The organism is Coleofasciculus sp. C1-SOL-03, from assembly GCF_040220555.1.
In the GTDB taxonomy this organism is placed as follows: domain Bacteria; phylum Cyanobacteriota; class Cyanobacteriia; order Cyanobacteriales; family Coleofasciculaceae; genus Coleofasciculus.
On the sequence record NZ_JAVJUO010000240.1, the window covers coordinates 1 to 25996 of the forward strand.

Below are 25996 nucleotides of genomic sequence, written 5' to 3' on the forward strand. Positions count from 1 at the left end.
GCATAACTGGCATAACTGGCATAACTGGCATAACTGGCATAACTGGCATAACTGGCATAACTGGCATAACTGGCATAACTGGCATAACTGGCATAACTGGCATAACTGGCATAACTGGCATAACTGGCATAACTGGGATAGTTTCCGAGCAAGACAATGAGCAGGTCAAAAAACTAAACGCTTGCAATTTGCCCCATTCTTGTAATATTTGTACATAGTCTATTCTGGTCAGGACTAGAAGAAGACTGAATCCCTCGAACCACCTGAAAGCAAGAGAGGTTTAAACCAAACCCCTGCTGGAGCTGGAAAAACTACTATAGGGATGGAGATCAACTTGAAACCAGCATAATCTGGGTCGAGATGAACTAGCTTTCACAGGTAGTCAAGCCATGGAGGAAAGAGTACAAAAAATTCTTTCACAGTGGGGTATTGCCTCACGGCGTCAAGCTGAGAAAATGATCCTAGCCGGACAAGTTCGGCTAAATGGCACTGTGGTGCAGTTAGGACAAAAAGCCAATCCGGAAACGGATTTGATTGAAGTTAATGGTCAACAGCTCAAACCCAGTAATCGTCCTCAGGCAATTTATCTCTTGCTCAATAAACCCGTGGGTGTAGTCTCTACTTGTCGGAATTATCGGGTGTGTAATACCATTCTTGAGAAGCGTCGTACAGTTCTTGATTTACTGCCAAGCACGATTAGACAAGGTCAGGGCATCCATCCGGTGGGACGGTTGGACATGGAATCTACAGGAGCGTTAATTCTGACAAATGACGGAACATTGACCTATAAACTTACCCATCCTCGCCATCACGTTGCCAAGACGTATCGGGTTTGGGTCAAGGGTCATCCTTCTGCGTCAATCCTCTCGGCTTGGCGTCAGGGTGTAGACTTGTCAGGTCGAACGACTCTACCTGCTAAGGTTCGAGTCCTTAAGCGGCAACCCGATAAAACACTTTTAGAAATTGTCTTGACAGAAGGGAGAAACCGTCAAATTCGTCGAGTTGCTGACCTGCTAGGCTATCCAGTAATCCATCTGCACCGCACGGCAATTGGTCCGATTCAATTACAACGACCAGGTGAACCGATACTGCTCAGTGGTCACTACCGTTATCTTGAAGAATTTGAAATTCGCTTTCTCCACAATCGAGTTCACTAACCCTTACGAAAACGTGCCAGCAGATATCAAGGAGTACCGTGTATGAAGGAGAATACGAGTCATTTGCAGCAGGAACAAGTTGAGAAGCTCGAAGAACTAGGCGCTCGCCTACGTCAATTTCGCCTCGAACAGTCGATTACGTTAGAGGAAGTTGCGGCTCAAACCCGAATTCAGGCACGGCTTTTACAGGCGATTGAAGACGGTAAGATCGACCAGTTGCCCGAACCTGTCTACATTCGCGGCTTTATCCGGCGATTTGCTGAAGCCCTGGGACTCAATGGTGCAGAATGTGCCAATGCTTTTCCGGTGGGAGCAAGTATCCAGTTGATCAAACCCCGTTGGCGGCATTTACCTGCTGCTCAATTGCGACCGCTTCATCTCTACCTGCTCTATATTCTGTTGGTGATTGGCTCGGTCAGTGGTTTATCTTACATTCTCAATCGCTCCGCCGTCCAAGTGATTGAAGTTGACAATACCCCCTCTGCCCAGCAGTTACCGACCCCGAAAAAGCCCGAACCCAGACCACCGAAACAGTCCCTTGATATTAACCAATCGGCGGAAATTAGTCATGCCAGCCAAGATGGTAAACCGGTGCAGGTGGGTGTTACCCTGAAGGCTCAGTCCTGGATTCGAGTCGTTGTGGATGGTAAAACCGAATTTGAAGGCGTCTTGCCCGAAGGCACCCAGCGGACTTGGGTGGCGGATCAACAACTGATTGTCCGGGCGGGTAATGCCGGAGGCGTCCTGGTCGAGTTTAATGACCAAAGTGCTAAACAAATGGGCGCCCCCGGTGCGGTTGAGGAAATGACCTTTGCGGCTAATCCTCGGTCTTGATCGTCTGTTTGCTCAACAGGTTAACCCTCAAGAATCATGCGGTGTCCGACCATACGTATAAATTAGGGTTTTGATGCGATCGCGCAGTTGGTCACTCAACATCTCGGCTCGATAACGCCATTTCCAGTTTCCCTCAGATGTACTGGGACGGTTCATCTGAGCCTCTGCACCTAAACCTAAGAAGTCTTGTAGGGGAACCATGGCGAGATTGGCGACGCTGCTGTAGGCTAACCGGATTAAATCCCAATTGATGCCTTGGGAACTTAACTCCCCTAAGTAACGAATCGCATTGTCTCGTTCATAGTCGGGGATCTGGTTAAACCAGCCGATTGTCGTGTTATTATCATGGGTTCCGGTATAAATCAGACAGTTGCGCTCTAGGTTAAAGGGTAAATACGGATTATCCGCACCGCCACCAAAGGCAAAGTGTAAAATTTTCATCCCCGGAAATCCAAATTGATCCCGCAATGCTTCAACTTCTGGGGTAATCACCCCTAAATCCTCAGCGATAATCGGTAGTCCTTCTAATTCCTGTTTCAGGACTTTGAAAAATTTAGCTCCTGGTCCTTTGACCCAGCGCCCATTCATGGCAGTTGTTTCCCCTTGGTCAACCTCCCAATACGCCTCAAAGCCGCGAAAATGATCGATTCGCAGCACATCGACGTACTCAAACATCATCTTCAGGCGCATGATCCACCAGTGATAGTTATTCTTTTCCATGCGTTCCCAGTCGTAAATGGGGTTCCCCCACAATTGACCGGTTTCACTGAAATAGTCTGGGGGAACACCCGCCATCAGCGAAGGTTCGCCCGTTTCCTCATCAATGGCAAACAGGTCTCGGTTTGACCAGACATCGGCGCTATTATGGGCAACATAAATCGGGATATCGCCAATAATCTGGATATTGCGGTCATTGGCATACTGCTTCAACCATGACCACTGGCGGAAAAACTCAAACTGGAGGTACTTTTGGTAATAAATGCGATCGCGTAACCGTTCTCGCCATTCCTTCACCGCTTGCGGTTCGGCTTTGGCAATGTCTGGCTTCCACAAATGCCAACTCACATCATCAAAGGTGTTGTGCAGTGCCATAAATAAGGCATAATCATCCAGCCAGTAGGCGTGACGCTGACAAAATTTATCGAATTCCTCCTGCTGTTCAGATGAAGCTTCCCGCTTAAAGCGATCGCAGGCTTTGAGCAGGAGCGATTTTTTCATGGGAACGGCTCGGTCAAAATCGATAGAATCCGGGGGAAACTCCGGTAGATGAGCCAGATCTTCATCCGTGAGTAGCCCTTTCATTTGCAGTTGTTCTGGGCTAATCAACATCGGGTTTCCCGCCATGGCGGAGTAAGACATATACGGCGAGTTACCAAACCCCGTCGGTCCGACGGGCAAGATCTGCCAGAATCGCTGATCGCTAGCCGCCAAAAAATCAATAAATTGATACGCTGGTGAGCCTAAGTCACCGAATCCATAGGGACTGGGGAAGCAAGTGGGATGCAGCAAAACACCACTCGATCTAGGAATCTGCATAGAAATAGACCATAGTACAGCAAAGCAAGTCCTATCGACATTAGCACGCTAGGGAGGCGTTAAAAAAGAGCCATCGTGGTAGATTTAAGTCTGTCAACAGAGGTATTCTGAAAACAACGAACCTAGGCTGATCCCTACCTGTTACCTGAACTTGGCTTGTGACTTACCGAAATCCTGTTCCCACCGTCGATATTATTGTTGAACTCATGGATCGACCCTCGCGACCGATTATTCTGATCGAACGCAAAAATCCCCCCCTAGGCTGGGCAATTCCCGGCGGCTTTGTCGATTATGGAGAGTCGGTGGAAACCGCAGCAGTTCGGGAAGCGAAGGAAGAGATTGGCTTACAGGTGGAGTTAATTGAGCAGTTTCACGTTTATTCGACGCCTGATCGTGATCCGCGTAAGCATACTATCAGTATTGTGTTTCTAGCGACTGCGACAGGGGAACCCCAAGCTGCTGATGATGCTAAGAATTTGCAGATTTTTAAGCTGTGGGAGATTCCCACGAATCTGTGTTTTGATCATGACCAGATTTTGCGGGATTATCGATATTATCGCCATTATCAGGTACGACCTCGTTATTGAGGAGATGGGGGAGATGGAGTAGGGTGGGCATTGCCCACCAGCCTTCAATGAAACCGAATGTCGCTGAAGACAAACGCTTATGGCGCTAAAGCGCAACTACGAACGAACATCTGTATGAATGCGATCGCACAAACTCTAACCCCGATTGTGGGTGACTCTAACCTCTATCAGGGGGATACTTTACCCCCCCTATGGCAAGAGCGACTCAAGAGAACGTATGGCATAGACACGATTACCAGTACGCTTGTTTTTCCTACCACGGTTCAACAGCTTTGTCAAGTGGTCGAATGCGCCAATACCCATAACTGGCAAGTTCTCCCCAGCGGGAATGGGAGTAAATTAGCCTGGGCGGGTGTGGGTAAACCCGTTGACGTAGTGATTAGTACCCAAAACCTGAATCAGGTGATTGATCATGCGGTGGGTGACTTGACGGTAACGGCGCAAGCGGGTGTGAAATTGGCAGATTTACAGCCAATACTGCTGAAAACGAATCAATTTTTGCCGCTTGAACCCGCTTACCCAGAAGCCGCCACCCTGGGTGGAATTATTTCAACGGCGGATAGTGGATCATGGCGACAACGCTATGGTGGGGTGCGGGATATGCTATTGGGGGTTTCCTTTGTCCGCAGTGATGGACAACTCGCCAAAGCTGGGGGACGAGTGGTGAAAAATGTGGCGGGTTATGACTTGATGAAACTGTTGACGGGGGCGTATGGCACCCTGGGAATTTTAACCGAGGTGACGTTTCGCTTGTATCCGGTACAGGAAGCATCGGGGACAGTGGTACTTACCGGAGAGGCTGAGGCTCTTGCATCAACAACCCAAACCTTACTCGCCTCCGCCCTAACCCCTACAGCCGCTGATTTACTCTCCTCTGGATTGGTCAAACAATTAGATATCGGTAAAGGGATGGGCTTAATGGTACGCTTCCAAAGTGTCACCAAAAGTGTACAGGAGCAGTCATCCCGGTTGCTAGAGGTGGGGCAACAGTTGGGACTCCAAGGCACACTTTATCAGGATAGCGATGAAGTGACTCTATGGCAATCATTACCAGAACAAATCTGGGGAATGCCCCAATCTACCGCGATTACTTGCAAAATAGGGATAGTACCAACGGCGGCAGTTATGATATTAACTGTACTTGATACTCTCACCTCTGGAACGGGATTAGGATTAATTCATGCAGGAAGTGGCTTAGGAAAAGTGCGGTTTGAACCCAAAACAGTGAAACCTGAGACAATTTTAAAGATGCGAGAACATTGCCAATCTCACAGCGGCTTTTTGACGGTACTAGAGGCTCCAATTAGTGTGAAGCAACAGCTTGATGTTTGGGGATACAGTGGCAACGCTTTAGATATTATGCGTCAAATTAAACAGAAGTTTGATCCGAAAATGCTTTTAAGTCCTAATCGATTTGTCGGAGATATTTGAAGACAGAAGTCACAGGAGTATATCTGACCTTTACAACCTTATAGTAAACCTGGTTTGTCCGAATGTAGGGGCGGGTTTCACTATTATCTTTTATTTTGCTCCCGGATGTGATTAAACCCGCCCCGACTAAACCCCTAAAGTCTCACAATTTATTTATTTCTGCACATCTACCTCAAATAAAACAATATGCAAACGGATTTTAAATTTCCCACACCCGATTCAGTCAAAGAAAGCGCAGCAACAACACCGTTAGAAACAGAACACAAGGAGGCTCAACTTCCTGGTTTTGATCCTAAAAATCCGCCTAAACAAGACTTAATTGATACTTGTGTTCACTGCGGATTTTGCCTCGCTACCTGTCCCAGTTACCGAGTGATTGGTAAGGAAATGGATTCGCCTAGGGGACGCATTTATTTAATGGATGCGATTAACAAAGGTGAAGCACCATTAGCCGAAGCGACGACACAACATTTTGATTCCTGCTTAGGCTGTTTGGCTTGTGTAACCACCTGTCCTTCTGGAGTCCAGTATGATAAGTTAATATCCGCCACACGCCATCAGGTTGAGCGAAATCAGCCTCGGAGTTTAGCGGATCGGATGGTTAGAGCGCTAATCTTTAATCTGTTTCCTTATCCGGGACGCCTACGCCCCTTCCTTGCGCCACTTTATATCTATCAAAAATTAGGATTACAAAAGCTAGTTCGGTCTACAGGATTATTAAAGCAAATAGTCCCCCGTTTAGCGGCAATGGATTCAATTTTACCGCAAATTACCTTAAAGTCCTTTCAGAATAACTTCCCGGATGTGATTCCGGCACAAGGGGAAAAGCGGTATCGAGTGGGTGTGATTTTGGGGTGTGTACAGCGGCTATTTTTCTCGCCTGTTAATGAAGCAACGGTGCGAGTATTAACGGCGAATGGTTGTGAAGTGGTGATTCCCAAAAGTCAAGGCTGTTGTGCTGCATTACCCGAACATCAGGGACAAACAGAACAAGCCCAAGCCTTGGCGCGACAAATGATTGATAGTTTTGAGGGGACGGATGTTGATTATGTGATTATTAATGCCGCAGGCTGTGGTCATACGTTGAAGGAATATGGGCATATATTAGACGATGATCCGGTGTATCGCCAGAAAGCGCAAGAGTTTGCGGCGAAGGTGAGAGACGTGCAACAGTTTTTGGCTGAGGTAGGATTGACGGCGAAGTTGTCACCCTTGACCGATAAGCCTCTGACAATGGTGTATCAAGATGCATGTCATTTGTTACATGGACAAAAGATTTCTGTACAACCGCGTCAGTTATTGCGGCAAATTCCGGGGGTAACATTACGCGAACCCATTGATGCGGCGCTATGTTGTGGCAGTGCGGGGGTTTATAATATGTTGCAACCGGAAGTTGCTGATGAGTTGGGACAGCAAAAGGTTGAGAATTTGTTGAATACAGGGGCGGAGTTAATTGCGTCATCGAATCCGGGATGTTCACTGCAAATTAAGAAGCATTTAAACTTGCAGGAGAAAGAGATATCCTTGATGCATCCGATGGAGTTGTTGGATTATTCCATTCGCGGGGAAAAGTTGAGGATTAGGGAATCGAAGTGAGGGAACGCCAGCCATCGGATTTGTGACATAAAATAACGTAAATCCGATGGTACTTCATCGGTAAGATAGTTTTTCAGGAGTGTCTGAGAAGCTGCTTCAACCCAACCGACAAAATCAGCGATCGCACTTATAGCAAGTCGCTAGGCGTGTATTTACAACTCCCTTCTCTGAAGCTGAGTCCAGATGGGATGTTCGTACAAACAAAGTGTAACTAGACCAGCGCGAAGCGCTATACGCAATAGCCACGAACTTGAAACTGAAGTTCCCCCAGCCCAAAAAATGAAACTGCCTCACTGTGAGGCTTTGCGCTATTTTTTAGCCGATCTACAGACGCTGAAACCACCATCATTAATCGCTCACCTGTTGCTCCTCCAACCAAGCCACTAAATCAGCAACTTGGAAAAAATCCAACAGCGCGACTCCCAACGCTTCCAACTGTTCTGTTGATAACCTGTTAATGCGATCGCGCAGTGATTGGTCAACGTCACCCAGCCGTCGGGTTAGCTGGCGGATAATCAAAGCGATTTCCACGTCTCGCATCTTTTGTCGGTCAAACCAAGCCATTAAATCAGCAACTCCGGAAAAATCCAATAGCGCTACCCCCAACTCCTCCAATTCCTCGATGGATAACGCCCGAACCCGCTCAATTGCGGCTGAGTTAACCTCTCCTAGCCGCCGATTGAGTTGGCGCATGACTAATGAAAGGGCTTCCTGTTGTCTTCCTTGTTGCAAGATATCTTGATAGATAACCGACTCGCGCATGATGTCCTCCCGAAAAAACCGACGTATCAAAGCTTTCTCAAACCGCAATCCAGCTAAAATCTCCGCAAAACCCGCCAGAGTTTGTCGCTGTTCCCTGTCAGGAATTGTAGCGGTTTGTTCCGCCACCTGTGCGAGTAAGCCTTGAGGGGTGTCTGTTTGCGTCCATTCAGTTGCCAGCCGACGAGTTGACAACAAGAAAGCGAAAACAATGGGATGCTGCTATGGCAAAGCTAGCTTCTAGCCCAAAGGTAGAAAATAGCCAACCCATTCCGGTCATACCGCCTTTCGAGAAAGAGTTAGGAGGAGAAAATCGCGTACCACCCAGTAGTCGTCAAGTTGTTGGTGTAAATGCTTCAGCAGCAGTTGGGCAAGGTAGCTATATGACGCTAACACCAATGGGAATGACCAACACTCAAAACAACCCACTTTATCAACTCAACTTCTATGCTAACGGGCAGCTTATTCGTAATTGTGATGAAAAGTCTAGCCATTATTTTCGCAACAATTACAGTTTCTGTATCGGCTTTAATTCTACCTGTTAAAGCCGAAATGGTTGGTCAAGTAACCGACCCAACGGGAAGTCCGCTTAACGTGCGTGATACTCCAAATGGCAGGGTTATCAATGCCCTAAAAAACGGCAGAGAGGTCTATATCCATGAGGTCGCCTATGATAATCAAGGTCGTCCTTGGGTAAACGTGGGCGGCTATTACCAAGGTGAATATAGGATATGGGGGTGGGTATTTAGAGAGTTTATTAGTTGTTATGAGCGATGAGCTGGAGATGCGATCAAATTCTGCTGCTTTAGGTCGGCGCTTTCCTCCCACTTTCACCCCCTTAGCGTGTAGGATAAAACACAGCAGGTTCTCAAACGGTGTAATAACGAGACATCAGATAAACCAATTCCACTCTTGTTTGGCTATATTACATCAAGTCTGAAAATGCTTTACCTGCTCGATTGACTCATGCCATACCTTACCCAAGCCAAAGATATTGAACGCGCGATCGCAAACTGCACTCAAGCCTCTATCCTATGGTTAGATACGGAAGTCGCTGACTATAAAACCGATACGCCGCAATTGTCGTTAATTCAAGTCTTGGCGGATGGAAATGACCTCACGGCTGAGTCTGTCTGGATTCTCGATGTGTTATACCAGCCGGAACTCGCTGATGAGTTTATTGCTAAAGTAATGTACAATCCGGCAATCGAGAAAGTCTTTCACAACGCTAGTTATGACCGGAAATTTTTGGGTAAACGCAAGGCAAAAAATGTCACCTGTACCCTAGAACTGGCGAAAACGATTCCCTACTATCGCCTCCCTGTCCCCAATTATCAACTGAAAACCCTAACCGAATATTTTGGGATATGTCCCCAAGTGGATAAAACTGAACAAACAGGCGACTGGAGGAAACGCCCTCTCTCACCTCGCCAACTGGATTACGCGGCTAAGGATGTCGTCTATGTGGTTCAAGTTCATCGTCATTTATTAGACCTCGCTCAACCTGACCCCGCCACAGAGGATATTGAAGCCCTAACCTTACGCTATCGACAAATTGAGCATCGCTGGAAACAACTGGATACGGAAATTCAGCAAATTAAGGAACGGCTGAAAGCAGCGATGCAAGCGCAAAATGTCAAAAAAGTCAATGGATTTCGCTTATCCAGTCAAAATCGCACCAGTAAAAAAGTTGCGTTTCATCAATTAGCAGAAGTGACAAAAAAACTAGGGATTGAGTTAGATATATCAGTACAATTGACCAAATCCCTACAACAAAAGTTAGGGGAGGTAATGGAGGAATTGCCTGTAGAAGAAGAGAATAAAACGACTTGGCGACTCTCGATTACTGAGCCAGAGGAGGAGGATTTGCCGTTTTGACAGACGCGCCATGGCACATCTCTACAGGTATATCATGTCTTTTGGTCATTATAGCTTTACCCAAGCAGGTTAGGACATTCTGTCCTGTTGCCTATTGCCTATTGCCTATTGCCTATTGCCTTTCCCCACCACAGCACTCCCTGTAGCAAGCCCTAAACAACTTTAATCAAGCCGTGACGTACTCCATAAATTAAACGGGTAATCGCATCTTCAGCTTCAGGACTCAATGCATCCTCTAAAGGCGCTGTCATTAACTCATACCACTGCGAGAAGCTAATTTGTCCCGTTTGCATAGTTTCGGCAAACACTAGGGCTAAATGAGATGAGCTGCGGCTGACATTTTGTCGTTTTATTTTTTCTGCAAGTATCATAAAATTTACCAAATTCTAAAAATATTCTTTAGCCACACCAAGATTTTAATCAAAATTTTAGGTTTTGTCTGTAAAAATGGGCGATACGCTCGGGTTTTTGAAGTAAAGATTTGTAACAAGAACAGGATGTCGTGGCTGATTTTACCGCTTTGCGTGCAACGGTCAAAGCGATCGCGCCCAACCTCTTATACTATTCGCTTCTAGCACTAAAGTGCCTACTACGAACAACCCCCCACGCTAAAATAGACTAATAGACTAAAACTCTGACAACGAGACAGCAACGAAACACCTATGACCACCGCAGCACCCGCAAAAACGAAGTACGAAGCCATAATCGGTCTAGAAACCCACTGCCAACTCAACACCGCCACCAAAATATTTTCCTACTCCTCCACAGAATTCGGCACTCCCCCCAACACCAACATTGACCCGATATGCATGGGACTTCCCGGCGTGCTACCCGTCCTCAATCAAAAAGTCCTGGAATCCGCCGTCAAAGCCGGATTAGCCCTCAACTGCCAAATCGCCCCCTATAGTAAATTTGACCGCAAACAGTACTTTTATCCCGACCTCCCCAAAAACTATCAAATCTCTCAATATGACCTCCCCATCGCCGAACATGGCTGGTTAGAAATCGAACTCATCGATGACGACGGAAACCCGATTGACAAAAAAATCGGCATCACCCGTCTACACATGGAAGAAGACGCCGGAAAACTTGTCCATGCGGGAAGTGACCGACTCTCTGGTTCCACCTACTCCCTCGTCGATTTCAACCGCGCAGGTGTCCCCCTCCTGGAAATTGTCTCAGAACCCGACTTGCGTTCTGGCAAAGAAGCCGCCGAATATGCCCAAGAATTACGCCGGATTATGCGTTACCTGGGTATCAGTGATGGCAATATGCAGGAAGGTTCCCTACGCTGTGACGTGAATATTTCCGTGCGTCCCGTCGGTCAAAAAGAGTTTGGCGTGAAAGTTGAGATCAAAAACATGAACTCCTTTAGCGCCATTCAAAAAGCCATTGACTACGAAATCGAACGGCAAATCGAAGCAATTGAAACCGGGGAACCAATCGTCCAAGAAACCCGCCTCTGGGAAGAAGGAAGTCAACGCACGATTAGTATGCGAATTAAAGAAGGGTCTAGCGATTACCGCTACTTCCCCGAACCCGACTTACCCCCGATTGAAGTTTCCAAAGAACAATTAGACCAATGGCGCAGTGAACTCCCCGAACTTCCCGCCCAGAAACGCCATCGTTATGAAGAGAAATTCGGGCTTTCTGCCTATGATACCCGCGTCTTAACTGAAGATAAACTGGTGGCGGAATATTTTGAAGCCGCCGTATCTGCCAATGCCAATCCCAAACAAGTGGCAAACTGGGTGATGGGAGATATTGCTGCTTATCTGAATACGGAGAAACTGGCGATTACGGAAATTGCGCTCAAACCGTTAGTTTTGGCAGAACTGATTCAGTTGATTGAAGAGGATACGATTAGCGGCAAAATCGCCAAAGAAATTCTCCCGGAACTCTTGTCAAAAGGTGGTTCAGCCAAGGAAATCGCTGAAAGTCGGGGACTGATTCAAATCTCGGATGTCAGCCAACTGGAAGCCATCATTGATCAAGTAATTGCTGCAAATCCCAAGAAATTGGAACAGTATCGGAATGGTAAAACCAAGCTGCAAGGGTTTTTTGTCGGACAGGTGATGAAGGAAACCAATGGACGGGCAAATCCAAAATTAACTAACCAACTTTTAGGGAAGAAGTTGAAGGGGTAAATTTGGGGTTTGGGCGGGTTTTGTTGCCCGGTTATTGGTGAGCATCTACATTGATAGGCTAAACCCGCCCCTACTGATACCATTACATTAAATACCTTTAGTTGAACTCACATCTTACACCAATCATTGTAGGGTGCGTTAGCAAAGCGTAACGCACCATTATCTTTTTTGAGGACTACTTTCAAAAGTCAATTAATCAGGTACGGTTGGCATTGCTGCTGGCTATTTTTTTCAACTTAATGTCTGGAGTGTTAGATAATATTCTTATTAGTCGTATTGGCTGAATGAGTTGGAGGATACCTGTGAAACGAGAGGATGTGCTAGCCATTGTTAAAGCTCATCAATTAAAACTTCAAGAACTTGGTGTCAAGTCGTTGGAGTTGTTTGGTTCTGTGGCGCGGGATGAAGCGAGAGCCGACAGTGATGTGGATTTTCTGGTCGAATTTTCTCAACCGATAGGATTATTTGGTTTTAGTCGCATCCGGCTTTATCTAGAAGATATTTTAGGCTGTCCTGTCGATTTAGGGACTCAAGATGCGTTACGAGAGCATTTGCGTGAACCTGTTTTGGAGGATGTGATTCGTGTTTTCTAGAGGTTGGCAACTACGAGTTCAAGATATTTTGCAGGCAATTTCGAGTATTCAGCAACGAACAGCCGGAATAACGTTTGAGGAATTTTCCACTGATGAAATGCTATTTGATTCGATTCTTTACAAGTTTGTGGTTATTGGTGAAGCCGCTAGAAATGTTCCGCCAGACATTCAGAATCGTACTCCTGACATTCCTTGGCGACTGATGAGTGATATGCGAAATGTAATCACTCATGAATATTTTCAGATTAAGTTAAGGATTGTATGGGATGGAATTCAAATGGAACTTCCTCCGTTAGTTGAACCCCTGCAACGGTTATTGGCAAGTGAAGCAGTGAAGCGGGGAATGAGTTGTAGTCGTTAGTGGGATGGTTCAAGTTTCTATAGGGTGAGTCATGTAATTGCTTGCTTGAATGATTATCTGTTTTTGAATTTAGATAAAGGTCAAATAGAACAATTGTTGAAAATTCCAACATAGGCAGCGTTTACATCACCCAAACAACTAGAGTAACATGTGCATTACATCCAAAGTTTAATATTACTACTCCCTTTGCAAGTAAATAAAACGACTATTTTTACAGCAATTCAAGAGTTTCAAAAGTTTTTTTAATCGATATGTTCTTCCACTTAATATTTCTTGTGATATAGTTTTCTCTAAGTCTACTAACATGGCTTCTGTTTCTTTCAATATCATTTCATTAAAGCAGGCAATCAACATACTTCTTGTTGTGCTGGATAAATGAATTAGTGGTAGCTCTACTTCTTCTCCATCAAGACAAATCGTGGTCATTTTAGAACGCCCAACTTGAGCAAAGTCTGAATAAGCTAGCCACTGATAAAAATCTTCTACCATCCGAATACTTTGAGATGACTGTCCATTTTTCCCATAGAAATTAATGTTTAACATGACTTTTTCCTATCTCATATCAGTAATTACTAAATGTTGATTCAGGTATATTTTCAGCAAAAGCAATACTTGCCTGGTGTAATTTTTGCTTACTCGGCTGGGAAATTTTGTTAGCGCTGACAATTCCGATAACAGTTCCTTGGTTAATAATTATATCCACTTCCTTGCCATAGAGATATTGGGTTTTAATTTCCAGATGAGGATTACTGGTTGACTTTACAGTTGCCGTGGAACAATCACGAACTATCCCTCCTACCAAGGTTTAATTCGTCATCGTCGCTAGAGAAACCACTGAATCGGGGAAGCGACGGGTTAAGACGGGTAATATGGGACAAGGCTTTTTCATCTGTAAGTTGTCTGAGGCTTGTCCACTAAATGTATTCCAGCGAAAGGGTCCTTTTTGTGCCGCTGATATCCATAAGAGTCGCTTGGCGCGGGTCATGGCGACGTATAATAGACGATATTCTTCGGCGGTTTTGAGTTGTCCGGCTTTCTCCCAGGCTTCTAAGGCGGTGGGTAGGGGGTGTTCGTGTAAACTGGCGCGAATTTGCGCCCGGGCGACTTCGGCTAGGGTGAAATCGCCTAAGAATTGGGCGGCGGTGGGTACCCAAGGATTACCGGGAATCGTGTCTTCGTGGAGAAAGGGGAGAAATACATAGTCCCAATCTAATCCCTTGGCTTTGTGCATGGTGATAATCGTGAGTTGACGGCGACGTAGATAGCGAGAGTCGGCGTCTTCGGTTTCTACGGGTTCAAACCGTTCGGAGGAGACAATTTCACTTAATGCGGCTAAGGTAGCAGGCATGGCGCTGCTACTATAGGTTTGTTTAACCACTCGTTCGGCGAGTTTATCGGCTGTGGCGAGTTCCGATTGGTCGTACTGTAAGGTGAGGGCTAAAAAGGAAATAAGCTGGTAATGGGGTAATTCCAGACGCGCCCGTAAAAGACTGCGACAGTATCTGGCGGCTTGACTGACTGCGGGCGTGGGATGGGGGTCAAGGGGTCCGGGATAGAGAAATTGTTCGGGATAAGTGGCGAGGGCGTTTAAGTCTTGGGTGGGAATCAGTTGGCGTTTAACCAGAACGTCTAGTGCGGCTTTTAGGTAATCGGGAGAATGGGGACGGTCAATAAATTGCAGCAATGCCAGTATTTCAATGGGAATATGTGAATGGCGATCGCTCCCCTGTACATCATACACGTCAATCCCATGCTGGCGTTTGAGATAGTCGAGTTTCTGGGCGATGAAGTTTCCTTGGCGATTTTCCCGGACTAAGACGGCGGCGTTATGGTCTGGGTGGCGGGTGAATAGGTCTATTACCCGTTGTCCCAACAATTCTACCGTTTGATAAATATCACTGGGTTGATAGATTTCTAACCCTCTCCCCTCTGGCTGGGGATTGGCGTCGGTTTGGGGGTCATCCGGGGGTACGGGATGGATGGTTTGGGGACGAAAGGGACGAGTGGATTCATCCTGGTTTTGCGTATAGGTTTGATTCACCCAATTGAGGATAAAATTAGCGGCATCAATAATAATCGGTGTACTACGACCTGCTTGATCCATCGTAGCAAGACGCTGTTGTTCCTGGCATTCGGTACAAAAGCGATTAAAGTAAATTGGGTCAGCAGGAGTAAAGGTGGAGTTAATCGCTTGATTGGGGTCACCAACTCGGATTAAATTCAGGGGACTGTAAGGATTACTCGGATCAGTGGCTAGGGTTTGTAATAAGCGATATTGGAGGGGACTGGAATCCTGTGCTTCGTCTTCAAAGACGGCAAAGAATTGCCGTTGCCAGAGTTGACGCACGGTGTTATCGTCTAACACTCGCAAGGCTGCTAGAATCATATCATCATAATCAATAAAGTCTCGCGATCGCGTCACTCGTTGATATTGCTCGTATAATCCCGCCGCGATCGCTAAAATGTCATAAGGGTCATTGGTTTGTTGACTGATTAACCAGAGGTCTTCGGGCAATAATCCCGAACTTTTGGCTTCGTGAATCACCGTATAGGCTAAAGACGGTAACACTTCGGTTCGCAAGACCGATTGTCGTCGCAATCGTTCCGTTTCTTCCCCATCAAAACTGACCCCTTCTAACAACATAGAATAACGGCGCGGATTGGAGGCAATCCACTGTTCCACACAAGCCCGAATTAAGCGGTGACTTTGATTCGGGGTGACAACCGTCAGCGTATCTAAATTAATCTCCGATAAATCCGGATGGCGGTTGGCAATATTTAGGGCTAATCCATGCAGCGTATAGACGACAAAACTATTTTGGGGTAAGCGTAGGGGTTTAAGATAATCGCGAATTTTCGCCTTAATTGAAGCCGCCGCCGATCGCGTAAACGTCACCACCACCAATTGTCGTTTACCATGAAGTTGATAGCGTGCGATCGCAATTGCTGCCGCGACAGCCATTCCCGTAGACTTCCCCGCACCGGGTACCGCCGACACCGCCAGAGAACCCCCCTGCCAATCTGCCATCGGTTGTTGTCCCTGACGTAAGCTATTCCGCAGGCGTTGCAATTCCTGTTCCCGTAAAGCAGCGAGAGGTAGTTGTAAGGTATTTTGAGTGGCGTTGGGATTATCTGGCATGGTTAAGAGGCAAGGGAAATAATTAGGGCTTGCTGAATAAGTATTGGGGAGATGAGAGAAACAGTAGTGCTTTTCGTCTCCCTATAAGTGTAAGCTTTTCACCCATCCAAGAGGGAGGGATTGCCCTTATAGTCGGCTTTCAACCTCCTCTAACTCTTGATAGATAAGGGTTTCGGAGTTGTGCAGCAAGTCCTAATTATGGGGTATCTTTTATTAACAAGTCTATCGCCCCCCTGTCCTTATCTGATACTGCTGCTCCCCTAGCTTCCCCAGCTCTTACCGAGGGCGATCGCTCCAATTTCCTCTGTAAACCTCACCATTTGCATAAGTCAGAATACCAACACCTCCAGGCATCCCATCATGTATTTCTCCTGTATAACTCTGATAGAAAGAGCCTTGGGGATAGGTGCAAGTACCGCGCCCCGTAAAAGTACTATTGTAGAAGTTGCCTCGACAAACGATACCATCAGCGTATCTTAGTGTACCATTGCCCTTTGCCTGACCGAAAAGAAACTGTCCATCGTACCGATCATCGTCATCAGACTTGTACCTATCGTTAGTAAAAATGAATGTGCCAAAACCGTGGAACTGACCATTCAGAATCCCTCCTGAATAGTGATCCCCGTTAGCATAGAGGAATGTTCCAGTTCCGTTGGGTACACCTTCCTTGAAGCCTCCGATATAGCGATCGCCATTTTCAAAGATAAATGTTCCTTGACCGTGGGGGAGACCGTTGTTGAATTCTCCTTCATAGCGGTCATTATTGTTATACACGAAGATTCCTTGACCTGATGGCAGACCATTGCGAAGTTCTCCTTCATAATAGTTGTAAGGATTACCTTGGAGGTCTCTCTCATAAACGCACAATCCTCTACCATTGAGTCCTTGAAAGTTTCCTTGGCATTGAGTACCATCCCGAAGCGTGAGCAATTCTGCCAATGATGGTGGTGAATAACTCAAGTTAATGGCAAAACTAGCACTCGACGCTATCAATAGGGTTAACCCTAGTCGTTTAAAAGGCAGTTGCTTTAACATAGGTCACCTCGATGAATAACCGTTTCATGGGTTACTCTGGAAACCTGAGTGTCTTCTACGAACCAGACAGACGATTGAAAAAAAACTTTACACAATCAGAGATGGAACTATAGCAAAAGGCAAAAAGCAGAAGGGTTCTTGCTGATGCGTGGTCATTTCAACCATAAGTAGTTCGGACAAAAGAAAACAGCACGCTCCGGAGCCAGTTTTTTCAATCGCCCTCAAACCCTTACTGTTCCTTCCTGTTCCCTGTTCCCTCATCTCAACCGTTAATTCTAATGGTGTCCACCTACTTACAAGAAACACGACTATACGGTTTTCCTTACCTGTCAGGGGTAGAGTTCACGAATTGGCAAATATAGCTCTCCCTTAGTAAATTTTGGGATAAGGTTCTACACACACCTTAACAAACAAGGTCGCGAGTCCAAAAATCACGCTGGTTGAAGTGACCAGCGCCACGTTATTCAACGCTCAATGACCAACCTTTCTTCATTCCATCTCATTCTAAATGGGAGGTTTCAAAATGCGGATTGCCCAAATTGCACCGTTGTGGGAGTGTGTACCTCCCCCAGCGTATGGTGGTACAGAATTAGTGGTGAGTTTACTCACGGATGAACTTGTCCGTCGGGGTCATGACGTTACATTATTTGCATCGGGTGATTCAGAGACATTGGCAAAACTGGAACCTGGATGTGAAAAAGCATTGCGTCCTCTTGGCGTAACCCATCAAGATTATGCTGTTTATGAACAGATGCAATTGAGCAAAGTTTTTGAACGAGCGAATGAGTTTGATGTGATTCATGCTCATGTAGATTATCCGGCGCTTCCTTATGCAACCTTGACAAAAACGCCAGTTGTACATACGATTCACGGTACATTTTCGCCACTGGTTGAACAGATTTTTACCAAGCATCGTCAGCAACATTTTGTCAGCATCTCCCACTCTCAGCAACGTCCTGAGTTGGGACTCAATTATATGGCAACCGTTTATAATGCGATCGCGCCAGAGCGGTTTACGTTTTACCCGCAGTCAGAACAGCCGCCTTATCTGGCGTTTGTTGGGCGGATGTCCCCGGAAAAAGGGCCCGCTTTGGCGATTGAAATTGCCAAACGTTCCGGCTGGCATCTGAAAATGGCAGGTAAAGTTGATCCCAAAGATCGTGCCTTTTTTGAGGCAGAAGTAGAACCCTTGATTGATGGGAAACAAATTGAGTTTTTAGGAGAAGCCAATCACACCCAGAAAAATGAATTGATGGGAGGTGCAGTTGCCACGCTATTCCCGATTACCTGGCGTGAACCCTTCGGATTAGTCATGATTGAATCCATGGCATCAGGAACTCCGGTGATTGCCATGGCATTAGGATCAGCGCCAGAAATTATTGTTCACGGGAAGACAGGATTTCTCTGTAATACTATCGATGAATGCGTCCATGCGATCGCGAAAATACCCGAACTGAATCGACAAGCCTGTCGGGAACACGTTGAAACAAACTTTGCTGTGAAACAGATGGTGGATGGATACGAAGCTGTCTATAATCAAGTCCTGGCAGAACGCTTTGCTCGCAATGGTCATCTGCACGTTCCTACACTTTTAGCTAGCTAAGTTGGGTTTACTATATCCCCCTTCCGTCCCCTTTTTAGATCCCCCTCTTCCCTTCAAAAGGAGGAAGCCAAAGGATGCTTTGCTTTTATTACACGGGGGAGAATTCAAAGCCTCTCTCTAACCCCCTTTCAAAGGGGGGCAAGGGGGGATGAAGAGAAGTTTTCCAGAGAGGTTTTTCCGATCCTGTGAAAAGTAAATTATCAATCATTTAATGAGGTGAATCATGAACCAAACTGTTCATAGACAACCTATTGCTCTACTTTCCATCGGTCAGGAGAGTGTCAACCCGCCCAGTCAAGGCAAGCAAAACCAATGCCTACATTCAGTCAATCAACTGAGCCAAGCTCTCGCCAAACTCGGCTGGCAAATTGATTGGTTTACTCGGCGGACTCATCCCGATCAACCTAAAGTCGAATGGACAGCGCCTCACTGTCGCACGATTCGCTTAAATATTGAGCCAAACTCATCTCTAAGTTCCGCTCAATTACCTGGATACGTGACTCAATGGGTTAAAGCTTTTCAGGATTTTCAGGCAAAAGAAGGAACTCATTATCCTCTAATTCATACTCAGGATTGGCTATCGGGTCAAGTGGGATTAAAATTGAAGGAATCGAAAAGGTTTGAATTAATCCACACCAATTGGTTTACGAGTAAAGATTCACTCAACACCATTAATTCATTCAGTCAAACCCCAACGATTCCTAACCATTGGCTCAGATCAGAATCTACGAGTTGTGAACAAATTGATCAGGTGATTCTGCTGTCATCAGAGCCATCGAATTCCCCTCGGCAATTCCCCCGACTGTCCAAGTCAAAGGCGAAAGCGAAATTGGGACTTTGTACCAATGAAAAGGTAGTCTTATATGTCGGTCAACTTGATTCCAACCAAGGGATTGATACGCTGATCACAGCGCTGAAATTATACCGCGATCGCACAGTAGCAGAGGGGATACAATCATGGCGTTGCTTGATGGTTAGTTCTGAGCAGAATCCGGAGGCAAAACAGGAAGTTAAGCAATGGATTCACCACCTTGAGCTAGATCAACAGGTTTTGATGATTGAATCGATACCCTCGGATCAGCATTGGCTTTACTATACCGCCGCTGATGTCTGCGTTATTCCTAGTCGGTATGAACCCTTTGGATCAGCTGCCCTAGCTGCATTGGATCATAAGATACCCATTGTCGCGTCGGATGTGCAAGGACTCAGATTTACCATTGTCCCAGAAGAAACAGGTTTGTTAGTTCCTCCGGGGGATGCAGTGGCATTTGCTGACGCGATTCATCGGGTTTTATGGGATGAATTGTTCGCTTGTCGCCTAAAACGACAGACAACGGATGGAGTCATTTCTTCTCTGAGTTGGAATCAAGTTGCAGCCCATCTGAGTGATCTCTATCGTCGGCGGTTAGCGGGTTTGATTACTGCGGTTGTGCCAGATGTGCAGAACCCCTGCATCTTGTACCTTCCGTCAGAGATATTTAGCCCATCTACGGTTGATTTTGATCAGGAATTAATGCAAGTCTCTTAAGGGGAATGGTACTGACTGGTATGCTGGTGGGTTGAGCGAAGCCGAAACCCACCCTACGGTATAAGTTCTAGGGGGAACTAAGGGAGGACGATAAATAGTGTCTAATACCGATGAAACTGACTTAAATATCTTGGAACTCAACGGTAGAACCTTTGCACCCGTTGAACAACTACCGATTCCAGAGTGGCAATGCACCACAACCAAACGACTGCAATCAACACTTACGCTGAAGGATGATGACCTTTTCCTGATTACTGATCCACTCGGTAATATTGCTGGATGTCTTGATGATGAATCCGACAAAAGCTTAGGCTTATTTTGTCAAGATACTCGCTTTCTCAGTCGCCTAGAGTTACAGATTGAGGGACTCTCACCGATTTTACTCAGCAGTACAGCCGGACGGGGTTTTGCGCTTTCGGTTCTCTGTGCGAATCCTTATGTTGAGGGGCGAATTTCAGCAGAAACAATTGGGATTCAACGGGATATTGTCTTACAAGGGGGACTGTTTGAAGACCTAAAAATTACCAACTACAGTACCCAACCTGTTGAGTTTGAACTCAGTCTCAGTTTTGATGCGGATTTTGCCGATTTATTCCAAATTCGTGGTTATCTCCGTCAGCAGGTGGGAACCCTCATGCGCCAGGTTATTCCTCAAGGGGATAATGCATTAGACCCCGATGTACAGTCTTTGGTTGAGGAAACAGGTGAACTGACCTTAGCCTATCAGGGATTGGATCAGGTGTTGATGGAGTCTCGAATTCAGTTTTATCATCGTCAACCTGATGCGTTTAAAGGATATACGGCAATTTGGCGGTTGAAATTAAAGTCTCATGAAAGCCAGCAATTGGGGTATCGAGTACAGCCTTTTGTTGACAATCATCCAGCTTCTGTGGTGAGTGCGCCAGCTACACTCAAACAAGCGATCGCGGCGGAGGCGATGGAGGAGCGGGATTGGCAAGAGGGTGTGACTCGGATTCGCACGGATAATCGAGCGTTAAATCAGACCATTGAACGGGCTGAACAGGATATCTATCTTTTGGGTCAAACCTTTGGCAAGGATAAGATTCTCTGTGCGGGAATTCCCTGGTTTTCCACGTTGTTTGGACGGGATTCTCTGATTGCAGCCAGTCAAACCCTGATCCTCGATCCGGGGATTGCGCGTCAAACGCTGATTACCCTAGCGGAGTATCAGGGTAAAGTTGAGGACGAGTGGCGGGAAGAAGAACCGGGTAAGATTCTCCATGAGTTACGTCTGGGTGAAATGGCGCGTTGTGGCGAACTCCCCCATACGCCTTATTATGGCACAGTCGATGCCACGCCGTTGTGGTTGATGCTCTATGCGGATTATTATGCCTGGACCTATGATCAGGAACTTTTGGATCGGTTATGGGATAATGCGTTAGCGGCGATGGATTGGATCGATCGCCGATGTCAACAGACAGGATATATCAGTTATGAATGCCAGTCCCAGGGGGGACTGCGGAATCAGGGATGGAAAGACTCTGGAGACTGTATCGTTGATGCCAAAGGCAAGTTAGCGGAAGGGGCGATTACGCTGGCGGAAGTGCAAGGGTATGTTTACGCGGCGAAGATGCGCTTAAGTCAGCTTGCGCGTCGCAGAAAAGGGTTAGATTTGGCAGATCGTTGGCATGAGGAAGCCCAAGCCCTGAAAACCCGCTTTAATCGTGACTTTTGGCTGCCTGATCGCGGCTATTGTGCCTTAGCGTTGGATGGTGAAGGCAAGCCTGTGGATAGTATCACATCCAATCCGGGGCATTGTCTCGGTTTAGATATTCTCTCCAAGGACAAGGCGCACAATGTCGCCGAACGATTGCAAGCGCCAGATATGTTTAGTGGCTGGGGAATTCGCACCTTAAGTAGCTTATCGCCTGCGTATAATCCCATGGGCTATCATCTGGGATCAGTATGGCATCACGATAACGGAATCATTATTGCCGGATTGCGATCGCTCGGATTGGTGGATCAGGCGTTGGAGGTGGCTCAAGGGATTATCGACATGACGGTTCAACAACCCTATTATCGTCCACCCGAACTCTTCTGTGGCTATGAACGCACCCCCGATAGCACACCCGTGCGATATCCTGTAGCTTGTTCACCGCAAGCCTGGGCAACGGGGACGATTTTCCAACTCCTACAGGTAATGGTTAATTTAGTACCAGACACACCAAGGAATTGTCTGCGAATTGTTCATCCCACTCTACCTGAATCCGTCCAGTATCTGTCACTGCAAAACCTGAAAATTGGGCAGACGGTATTAGATTTAGAATTTGAGCGCTCTAGTGGAGCAACCGCCTGTCGAGTTGTGCGGAAACGGGGCAATTTACGAGTTGTCATTGAAGCGTGATCGCCAGGGAGTATCTCATCGTAGAGTTTAGCCGTGTGGCATAGTTAAAATAGGTTGGTGGCGTGGCACACCTTATTTGGTAGATTAGAATTGTAGGGGCGCACCGACGTGCGCCCGGTTTAAACGTCAAATCTATTCCACAATTTTAGTTGAAAACACGCCTCGGTTATCGCTGTTCCCCCTTCCCTGTTCCCTCCCTTTACCACAACACTTATTCACTACCCCCTACTTATAATGGCAAATGGGTATTTCTACATCCGTTCTAATACCGAAATACCGAGTAACGATAATCCTAGTTTCAACGTTTGAGCCGTTAAGTCACACAGCATTAATCGTGATGTTCGCACAGGTTCCTCAGCTTTAAGCACAGGACATTGATCATAAAATTGACTAAATTTCTCGCTCAGTTCATACAAATACTGACAAAGACGATTAGGTAACAACTCTTGCTCAACTTCTTTAATTACCTCGCTGATTTGTAGAAGATGTTTCGCTAGGGTGGCTTCCTGGTGTTCTGGCAATAAAACTTTAGCCTCTGTTCTTAACTGCTCAAAATCAATACCACCTTTGCGACCAATACTTTGAATTCGGGCATAAGCATAGAGTAAATACGGTGCTGTATTTCCTTTAAGCGATAACATCTTATCGAAGCTAAACACATAGTTGCTGGTGCGATTTTGACTGAGGTCAGCATACTTTACCGCCGCCATACCCACCACTTGAGCAACATGGTCAATGAACTCCTCGCTTTCTTGGCGACCTTCTGCTTGGATGCGAGTTTCCAAATCCGCACGCGCCCGTGCGATCGCTTCATCCAATAAATCCCGCAATCGTACTGTCTCTCCCGACCGAGTTTTCAGCTTTTTCCCGTCTTCCCCTAGTACCAATCCAAAGGGAACATGCACAACTTCAACAGTCTCTGGTAACCAACCTGCCCGTTGTGCAACTTGAAACACTTGGGCAAAATGATTCGCTTGTCCAGCATCAGTAACATAAATAATCCGATTTGCCCCATCGTGCTGAATCCGGTAACGTAGTGCGGCTAAGTCAGTTGTGGCATAGTTATACCCTCCATCCGACTTTTGCACAATTAAGGGTAAAGGTTCACCTTTTTTATTCGTAAATCCTTCTAAGAAAACACATTTAGCTCCTTGATCTTCCACTAATAAGCCTGATTTTTCTAAATCGTTGACCACATCGGGAAGTAAGGGATTATAGAATGATTCACCCCGTTCGGCGAGATCCACATCCAGTAAGTCATAAATAACCTGGAATTCCCGTCGAGATTGCTCACACAGCAATTGCCAAGCCCTTTTGGTATCTTCAGCCCCAGCTTGCAGCTTGACGACTTCCTGTCGTGCGGATTCTTGGAAGGCTTCATCGCTATCAAACCGTTTTTTAGCTTGTCGATAAAAGCTGACTAAATCTCCTAAATCAACCGCCTCAGCCGTGGTTAATGCCTCTGGGCAAACTTCCCGCAGATAGGTAATTAACATGCCAAATTGAGTTCCCCAATCACCGACATGATTGAGGCGCAGAACATCATGATCACGAAATTCCAAAATACGGGCAATGCAGTCTCCAATAATTGTAGAGCGCAGATGACCGACATGCATTTCTTTGGCGATATTGGGACTGGAGAAATCCACAACAACTCGCTGGGGCTGCTTGGCGGGGTCTACACCTAAGCGAGGATGGGTGAGATTCCGATTCAGCTTGGCTTCTAAATAGGCGGGTTTGAGGGTGAAATTAATAAAGCCGGGTCCTGCGACTGTGGGAGGATGGCAGATATCAGCAACGTCGAGATGGTTGACTAGCATGTCTGCGATCGCGCGTGGGGGTTGACCTAGCGGTTTTGCCAGAGAGAGGGCTGCATTGGATTGATAATCACCAAATTTAGGATTACTGGCGGGAACTAACATAGGATCTGTACCTGCCATCGTTTCACCAAAGGCAGCAATCAAGGCTTGCTCAAATTTGACTTTTAGTTGTTCCAAGGTTGAAGTCATGGCGCTAGGTAAAGAATTGAAACGATCAGACGTTGCCAAGAATGATAGAGAAATGGCTTACTCAAAAAATTAGGGAATGAACTTTAAATCTGAGTCTCGTGCAGTAAGTTCATGCTTAAATCCAGCCAAGTGGAACGAGTGATTGGGGCACTCGTGGAAATATAGTCTACACCGGTTTGGGCGACAGCACGAATGGTTTCCAGAGTGATATTCCCAGAGGCTTCAATTTTCAGTCTGCCATTTTTGGCGCGAATCTTATGTACTGCCGCTTGCATCTTCTCCAAGGGCATATTGTCCAGCATGATAATGTCAGCCCCCTGATCTAAGGCTTCTATCACTTGTTCCAGGGTTTCGGTTTCAACTTCTATCTGTAGGGGGTAGGGCATTTGTTCCCGGATACGAGCGATCGCCTCTTTTATGCTACCTGCTGCCACTATATGATTGTCTTTAATCATCACGGCGTCATCTAAGCCAAAACGGTGATTGATGGCACCGCCGACTTGGGTGGCATATTTTTCCAGCAGTCTCAGCCCAGGGGTAGTTTTACGGGTATCGACGAGTTGAGTGGGAAGATCAGCGAGTTGATCGACATAGTTGCGGGTAAGGGTAGAAATCCCGCTTAAGTGCATCGCCAGGTTGAGAGCCACTCGTTCTCCCATTAATAGAGTATCTAGAGCGCCATGTAAACGAGCCACGACCTGTCCAGGATGACAGTCTTCCCCCTCAGCCACAGCCGCCACAAAACTGGTTTGATCGCTTAAGAGTTGGAAGATCCGTTTGGCGATCGGTAGTCCGGCGATCACTCCCCCTTGTTTAGCTGTCCACTCGGCTTGGACAATCGTGTCTGGGACTTTCCATAACCCTTGAGTTGTACGATCCCCTCGACCGATATCTTCTAACAACCAGTTCTGGAGGATCGGATCTAGCAGGATCAATGGCGGTAAAGCTCTCATCTGACAAACAGGGGTAATTTTCTCAAGCTGGTCGGGTTAGCTCTAGATTTAACATAGCTCAGATCGCCCTCTGGGAAAGGGTTTTTGACTTCCTCAAAAAAAATTTTGGAAAAAGGTTGACAACTCCAGAAATAGCCACTACATTGGTAAATGCGCTTGAAACGGAGTTCGCTCCACACCCAAGCGTCCGAACCAAGACAAATCAATAGTTTGAAAGCCAAGTATACGAAACTCCTTGTCAATAACTAATGGGAGTTGAATCAGGAAACTGAAGCAACTCAACTAATAAGGATAAGTTGGAAACGAAACGTCTCATATTTTTATATGACGTTTCGGAGCCTAGAAAAAAAACTCTAATATGGAGAGTTTGATCCTGGCTCAGGATGAACGCTGGCGGTCTGCTTAACACATGCAAGTCGAACGCAACCTTCGGGTTGAGTGGCGGACGGGTGAGTAACGCGTGAGAATCTGCCTTGGGGTCGGGG

The 25996-nt window shown here is 46.4% G+C and carries 23 protein-coding genes and 1 rRNA gene; 15 read left to right on the forward strand and 9 right to left on the reverse strand.

Annotation, left to right across the window (positions count from 1 at the left end; translation table 11 throughout):
• Positions 1 to 389: 389 nt before the first annotated feature.
• Positions 390 to 1157 carry a pseudouridine synthase gene (locus tag RIE73_RS36180; RefSeq protein WP_446405765.1) on the forward strand — a complete coding sequence of 256 codons (768 nt, stop codon included), beginning with the start codon at positions 390 to 392 and terminating at the stop codon, positions 1155 to 1157.
• Positions 1158 to 1199: 42 nt separating this feature from the next.
• Positions 1200 to 1991, forward strand: coding sequence for a helix-turn-helix domain-containing protein (locus tag RIE73_RS36185; RefSeq protein ID WP_446405766.1), 792 nt, complete (start codon positions 1200 to 1202; stop codon positions 1989 to 1991).
• A 27-nt stretch (positions 1992 to 2018) separates the two neighbouring features.
• On the opposite strand, the gene malQ is transcribed toward RIE73_RS36185, so the two are convergent.
• The gene (gene malQ, locus RIE73_RS36190; protein ID WP_446405767.1) at positions 2019 to 3527 is read right to left on the reverse strand and encodes a 4-alpha-glucanotransferase; all 1509 of its coding nucleotides are present in this window, start codon (positions 3525 to 3527) and stop codon (positions 2019 to 2021) included.
• 158 nt (positions 3528 to 3685) lie between these two features.
• On the opposite strand from malQ, the gene RIE73_RS36195 reads away from it, so the two are divergent.
• From RIE73_RS36195 to RIE73_RS36205, 3 genes are all read left to right on the forward strand, one after another.
• On the forward strand, positions 3686 to 4114 hold the full coding sequence (locus tag RIE73_RS36195) for an NUDIX domain-containing protein (RefSeq protein WP_446405768.1): 429 nt from the start codon (positions 3686 to 3688) through the stop codon (positions 4112 to 4114).
• Positions 4115 to 4228: 114 nt separating this feature from the next.
• A complete protein-coding gene (locus tag RIE73_RS36200) occupies positions 4229 to 5545 on the forward strand; it encodes an FAD-binding oxidoreductase (protein WP_446405787.1) in 1317 nt (438 codons plus the stop codon).
• Between the two features lie 186 nt (positions 5546 to 5731).
• Entirely contained in the window at positions 5732 to 7141 is a 1410-nt protein-coding gene (locus RIE73_RS36205; protein ID WP_446405769.1) for a (Fe-S)-binding protein, read from the forward strand.
• Between the two features lie 348 nt (positions 7142 to 7489).
• On the opposite strand, the gene RIE73_RS36210 is transcribed toward RIE73_RS36205, so the two are convergent.
• Complete coding sequence (locus RIE73_RS36210) at positions 7490 to 8095, reverse strand: DUF4351 domain-containing protein (RefSeq protein WP_446405770.1); 606 nt, start codon at positions 8093 to 8095, stop codon at positions 7490 to 7492.
• Between the two features lie 29 nt (positions 8096 to 8124).
• On the opposite strand from RIE73_RS36210, the gene RIE73_RS36215 reads away from it, so the two are divergent.
• From RIE73_RS36215 to RIE73_RS36225, 3 genes are all read left to right on the forward strand, one after another.
• Positions 8125 to 8445 carry a hypothetical protein gene (locus RIE73_RS36215; protein WP_446405771.1) on the forward strand — a complete coding sequence of 107 codons (321 nt, stop codon included), beginning with the start codon at positions 8125 to 8127 and terminating at the stop codon, positions 8443 to 8445.
• 7 nt (positions 8446 to 8452) lie between these two features.
• Positions 8453 to 8677, forward strand: a complete 225-nt coding sequence (locus tag RIE73_RS36220) for an SH3 domain-containing protein (RefSeq protein ID WP_446405772.1) — start codon at positions 8453 to 8455, stop codon at positions 8675 to 8677.
• Positions 8678 to 8866: 189 nt separating this feature from the next.
• The gene (locus RIE73_RS36225) at positions 8867 to 9778 is read left to right on the forward strand and encodes a ribonuclease D (protein WP_446405773.1); all 912 of its coding nucleotides are present in this window, start codon (positions 8867 to 8869) and stop codon (positions 9776 to 9778) included.
• Positions 9779 to 9930: 152 nt separating this feature from the next.
• Here the strand turns inward: RIE73_RS36225 and RIE73_RS36230 are convergent, their stop codons facing one another.
• Positions 9931 to 10149 (reverse strand): hypothetical protein, encoded by a 219-nt coding sequence (locus tag RIE73_RS36230; RefSeq protein WP_446405774.1) that lies wholly within the window; start codon positions 10147 to 10149, stop codon positions 9931 to 9933.
• Positions 10150 to 10440: 291 nt separating this feature from the next.
• Between RIE73_RS36230 and gatB the strand changes: the two genes are divergently transcribed.
• From gatB to RIE73_RS36245, 3 genes are all read left to right on the forward strand, one after another.
• Positions 10441 to 11925, forward strand: a complete 1485-nt coding sequence (gene gatB / locus RIE73_RS36235; RefSeq protein WP_446405775.1) for an Asp-tRNA(Asn)/Glu-tRNA(Gln) amidotransferase subunit GatB — start codon at positions 10441 to 10443, stop codon at positions 11923 to 11925.
• Between the two features lie 302 nt (positions 11926 to 12227).
• Positions 12228 to 12518, forward strand: a complete 291-nt coding sequence (locus tag RIE73_RS36240; RefSeq protein WP_446405776.1) for a nucleotidyltransferase family protein — start codon at positions 12228 to 12230, stop codon at positions 12516 to 12518.
• On the forward strand, positions 12508 to 12879 hold the full coding sequence (locus RIE73_RS36245; protein WP_446405777.1) for a HepT-like ribonuclease domain-containing protein: 372 nt from the start codon (positions 12508 to 12510) through the stop codon (positions 12877 to 12879). Before RIE73_RS36240 ends, RIE73_RS36245 begins: the two co-directional genes overlap by 11 nt.
• A gap of 177 nt (positions 12880 to 13056) precedes the next feature.
• Here RIE73_RS36245 and RIE73_RS36250 read toward each other — a convergent pair whose 3' ends face one another.
• The 4 genes from RIE73_RS36250 to RIE73_RS36265 form a co-directional block, all read right to left on the reverse strand.
• On the reverse strand, positions 13057 to 13422 hold the full coding sequence (locus tag RIE73_RS36250) for a hypothetical protein (protein WP_446405778.1): 366 nt from the start codon (positions 13420 to 13422) through the stop codon (positions 13057 to 13059).
• Between the two features lie 19 nt (positions 13423 to 13441).
• On the reverse strand, positions 13442 to 13681 hold the full coding sequence (locus RIE73_RS36255; RefSeq protein WP_446405779.1) for a hypothetical protein: 240 nt from the start codon (positions 13679 to 13681) through the stop codon (positions 13442 to 13444).
• Between the two features lie 3 nt (positions 13682 to 13684).
• Positions 13685 to 16018 (reverse strand): ATP-dependent helicase, encoded by a 2334-nt coding sequence (locus RIE73_RS36260; RefSeq protein ID WP_446405780.1) that lies wholly within the window; start codon positions 16016 to 16018, stop codon positions 13685 to 13687.
• A 276-nt stretch (positions 16019 to 16294) separates the two neighbouring features.
• Positions 16295 to 17053 carry an MORN repeat-containing protein gene (locus RIE73_RS36265; RefSeq protein ID WP_446405781.1) on the reverse strand — a complete coding sequence of 253 codons (759 nt, stop codon included), beginning with the start codon at positions 17051 to 17053 and terminating at the stop codon, positions 16295 to 16297.
• Between the two features lie 523 nt (positions 17054 to 17576).
• Here RIE73_RS36265 and RIE73_RS36270 point away from each other — a divergent pair.
• From RIE73_RS36270 to RIE73_RS36280, 3 genes are all read left to right on the forward strand, one after another.
• Complete coding sequence (locus RIE73_RS36270) at positions 17577 to 18656, forward strand: glycosyltransferase family 4 protein (RefSeq protein WP_446405782.1); 1080 nt, start codon at positions 17577 to 17579, stop codon at positions 18654 to 18656.
• A 223-nt stretch (positions 18657 to 18879) separates the two neighbouring features.
• Positions 18880 to 20184, forward strand: a complete 1305-nt coding sequence (locus tag RIE73_RS36275) for a glycosyltransferase (protein ID WP_446405783.1) — start codon at positions 18880 to 18882, stop codon at positions 20182 to 20184.
• 97 nt (positions 20185 to 20281) lie between these two features.
• Positions 20282 to 22549 carry an amylo-alpha-1,6-glucosidase gene (locus RIE73_RS36280; protein ID WP_446405784.1) on the forward strand — a complete coding sequence of 756 codons (2268 nt, stop codon included), beginning with the start codon at positions 20282 to 20284 and terminating at the stop codon, positions 22547 to 22549.
• A 251-nt stretch (positions 22550 to 22800) separates the two neighbouring features.
• Here the strand turns inward: RIE73_RS36280 and argS are convergent, their stop codons facing one another.
• A complete protein-coding gene (gene argS / locus RIE73_RS36285) occupies positions 22801 to 24558 on the reverse strand; it encodes an arginine--tRNA ligase (RefSeq protein WP_446405785.1) in 1758 nt (585 codons plus the stop codon).
• A gap of 83 nt (positions 24559 to 24641) precedes the next feature.
• Positions 24642 to 25511: a carboxylating nicotinate-nucleotide diphosphorylase gene (gene nadC / locus RIE73_RS36290; protein ID WP_446405786.1), complete on the reverse strand. Its 870-nt coding sequence runs from the start codon at positions 25509 to 25511 to the stop codon at positions 24642 to 24644.
• A 355-nt stretch (positions 25512 to 25866) separates the two neighbouring features.
• Between nadC and RIE73_RS36295 the strand changes: the two genes are divergently transcribed.
• Positions 25867 to 25996 (forward strand): 16S ribosomal RNA (locus RIE73_RS36295); the annotation flags it as partial.

Coding starts and splice junctions, on each gene's coding strand:
- RIE73_RS36180 (WP_446405765.1), top strand. CDS start 390: ATGGAGGAAAGAGTACAAAAAATTCTTTCACAGTGGGGTATTGCCTCA.
- RIE73_RS36185 (WP_446405766.1), top strand. CDS start 1,200: ATGAAGGAGAATACGAGTCATTTGCAGCAGGAACAAGTTGAGAAGCTC.
- malQ (WP_446405767.1), bottom strand. CDS start 3,527: ATGCAGATTCCTAGATCGAGTGGTGTTTTGCTGCATCCCACTTGCTTC.
- RIE73_RS36200 (WP_446405787.1), top strand. CDS start 4,229: ATGAATGCGATCGCACAAACTCTAACCCCGATTGTGGGTGACTCTAAC.
- RIE73_RS36205 (WP_446405769.1), top strand. CDS start 5,732: ATGCAAACGGATTTTAAATTTCCCACACCCGATTCAGTCAAAGAAAGC.
- RIE73_RS36215 (WP_446405771.1), top strand. CDS start 8,125: ATGGCAAAGCTAGCTTCTAGCCCAAAGGTAGAAAATAGCCAACCCATT.
- RIE73_RS36220 (WP_446405772.1), top strand. CDS start 8,453: ATGGTTGGTCAAGTAACCGACCCAACGGGAAGTCCGCTTAACGTGCGT.
- RIE73_RS36225 (WP_446405773.1), top strand. CDS start 8,867: ATGCCATACCTTACCCAAGCCAAAGATATTGAACGCGCGATCGCAAAC.
- RIE73_RS36230 (WP_446405774.1), bottom strand. CDS start 10,149: ATGATACTTGCAGAAAAAATAAAACGACAAAATGTCAGCCGCAGCTCA.
- gatB (WP_446405775.1), top strand. CDS start 10,441: ATGACCACCGCAGCACCCGCAAAAACGAAGTACGAAGCCATAATCGGT.
- RIE73_RS36250 (WP_446405778.1), bottom strand. CDS start 13,422: ATGTTAAACATTAATTTCTATGGGAAAAATGGACAGTCATCTCAAAGT.
- RIE73_RS36260 (WP_446405780.1), bottom strand. CDS start 16,018: ATGCCAGATAATCCCAACGCCACTCAAAATACCTTACAACTACCTCTC.
- RIE73_RS36265 (WP_446405781.1), bottom strand. CDS start 17,053: ATGTTAAAGCAACTGCCTTTTAAACGACTAGGGTTAACCCTATTGATA.
- RIE73_RS36270 (WP_446405782.1), top strand. CDS start 17,577: ATGCGGATTGCCCAAATTGCACCGTTGTGGGAGTGTGTACCTCCCCCA.
- RIE73_RS36275 (WP_446405783.1), top strand. CDS start 18,880: ATGAACCAAACTGTTCATAGACAACCTATTGCTCTACTTTCCATCGGT.
- argS (WP_446405785.1), bottom strand. CDS start 24,558: ATGACTTCAACCTTGGAACAACTAAAAGTCAAATTTGAGCAAGCCTTG.
- nadC (WP_446405786.1), bottom strand. CDS start 25,511: ATGAGAGCTTTACCGCCATTGATCCTGCTAGATCCGATCCTCCAGAAC.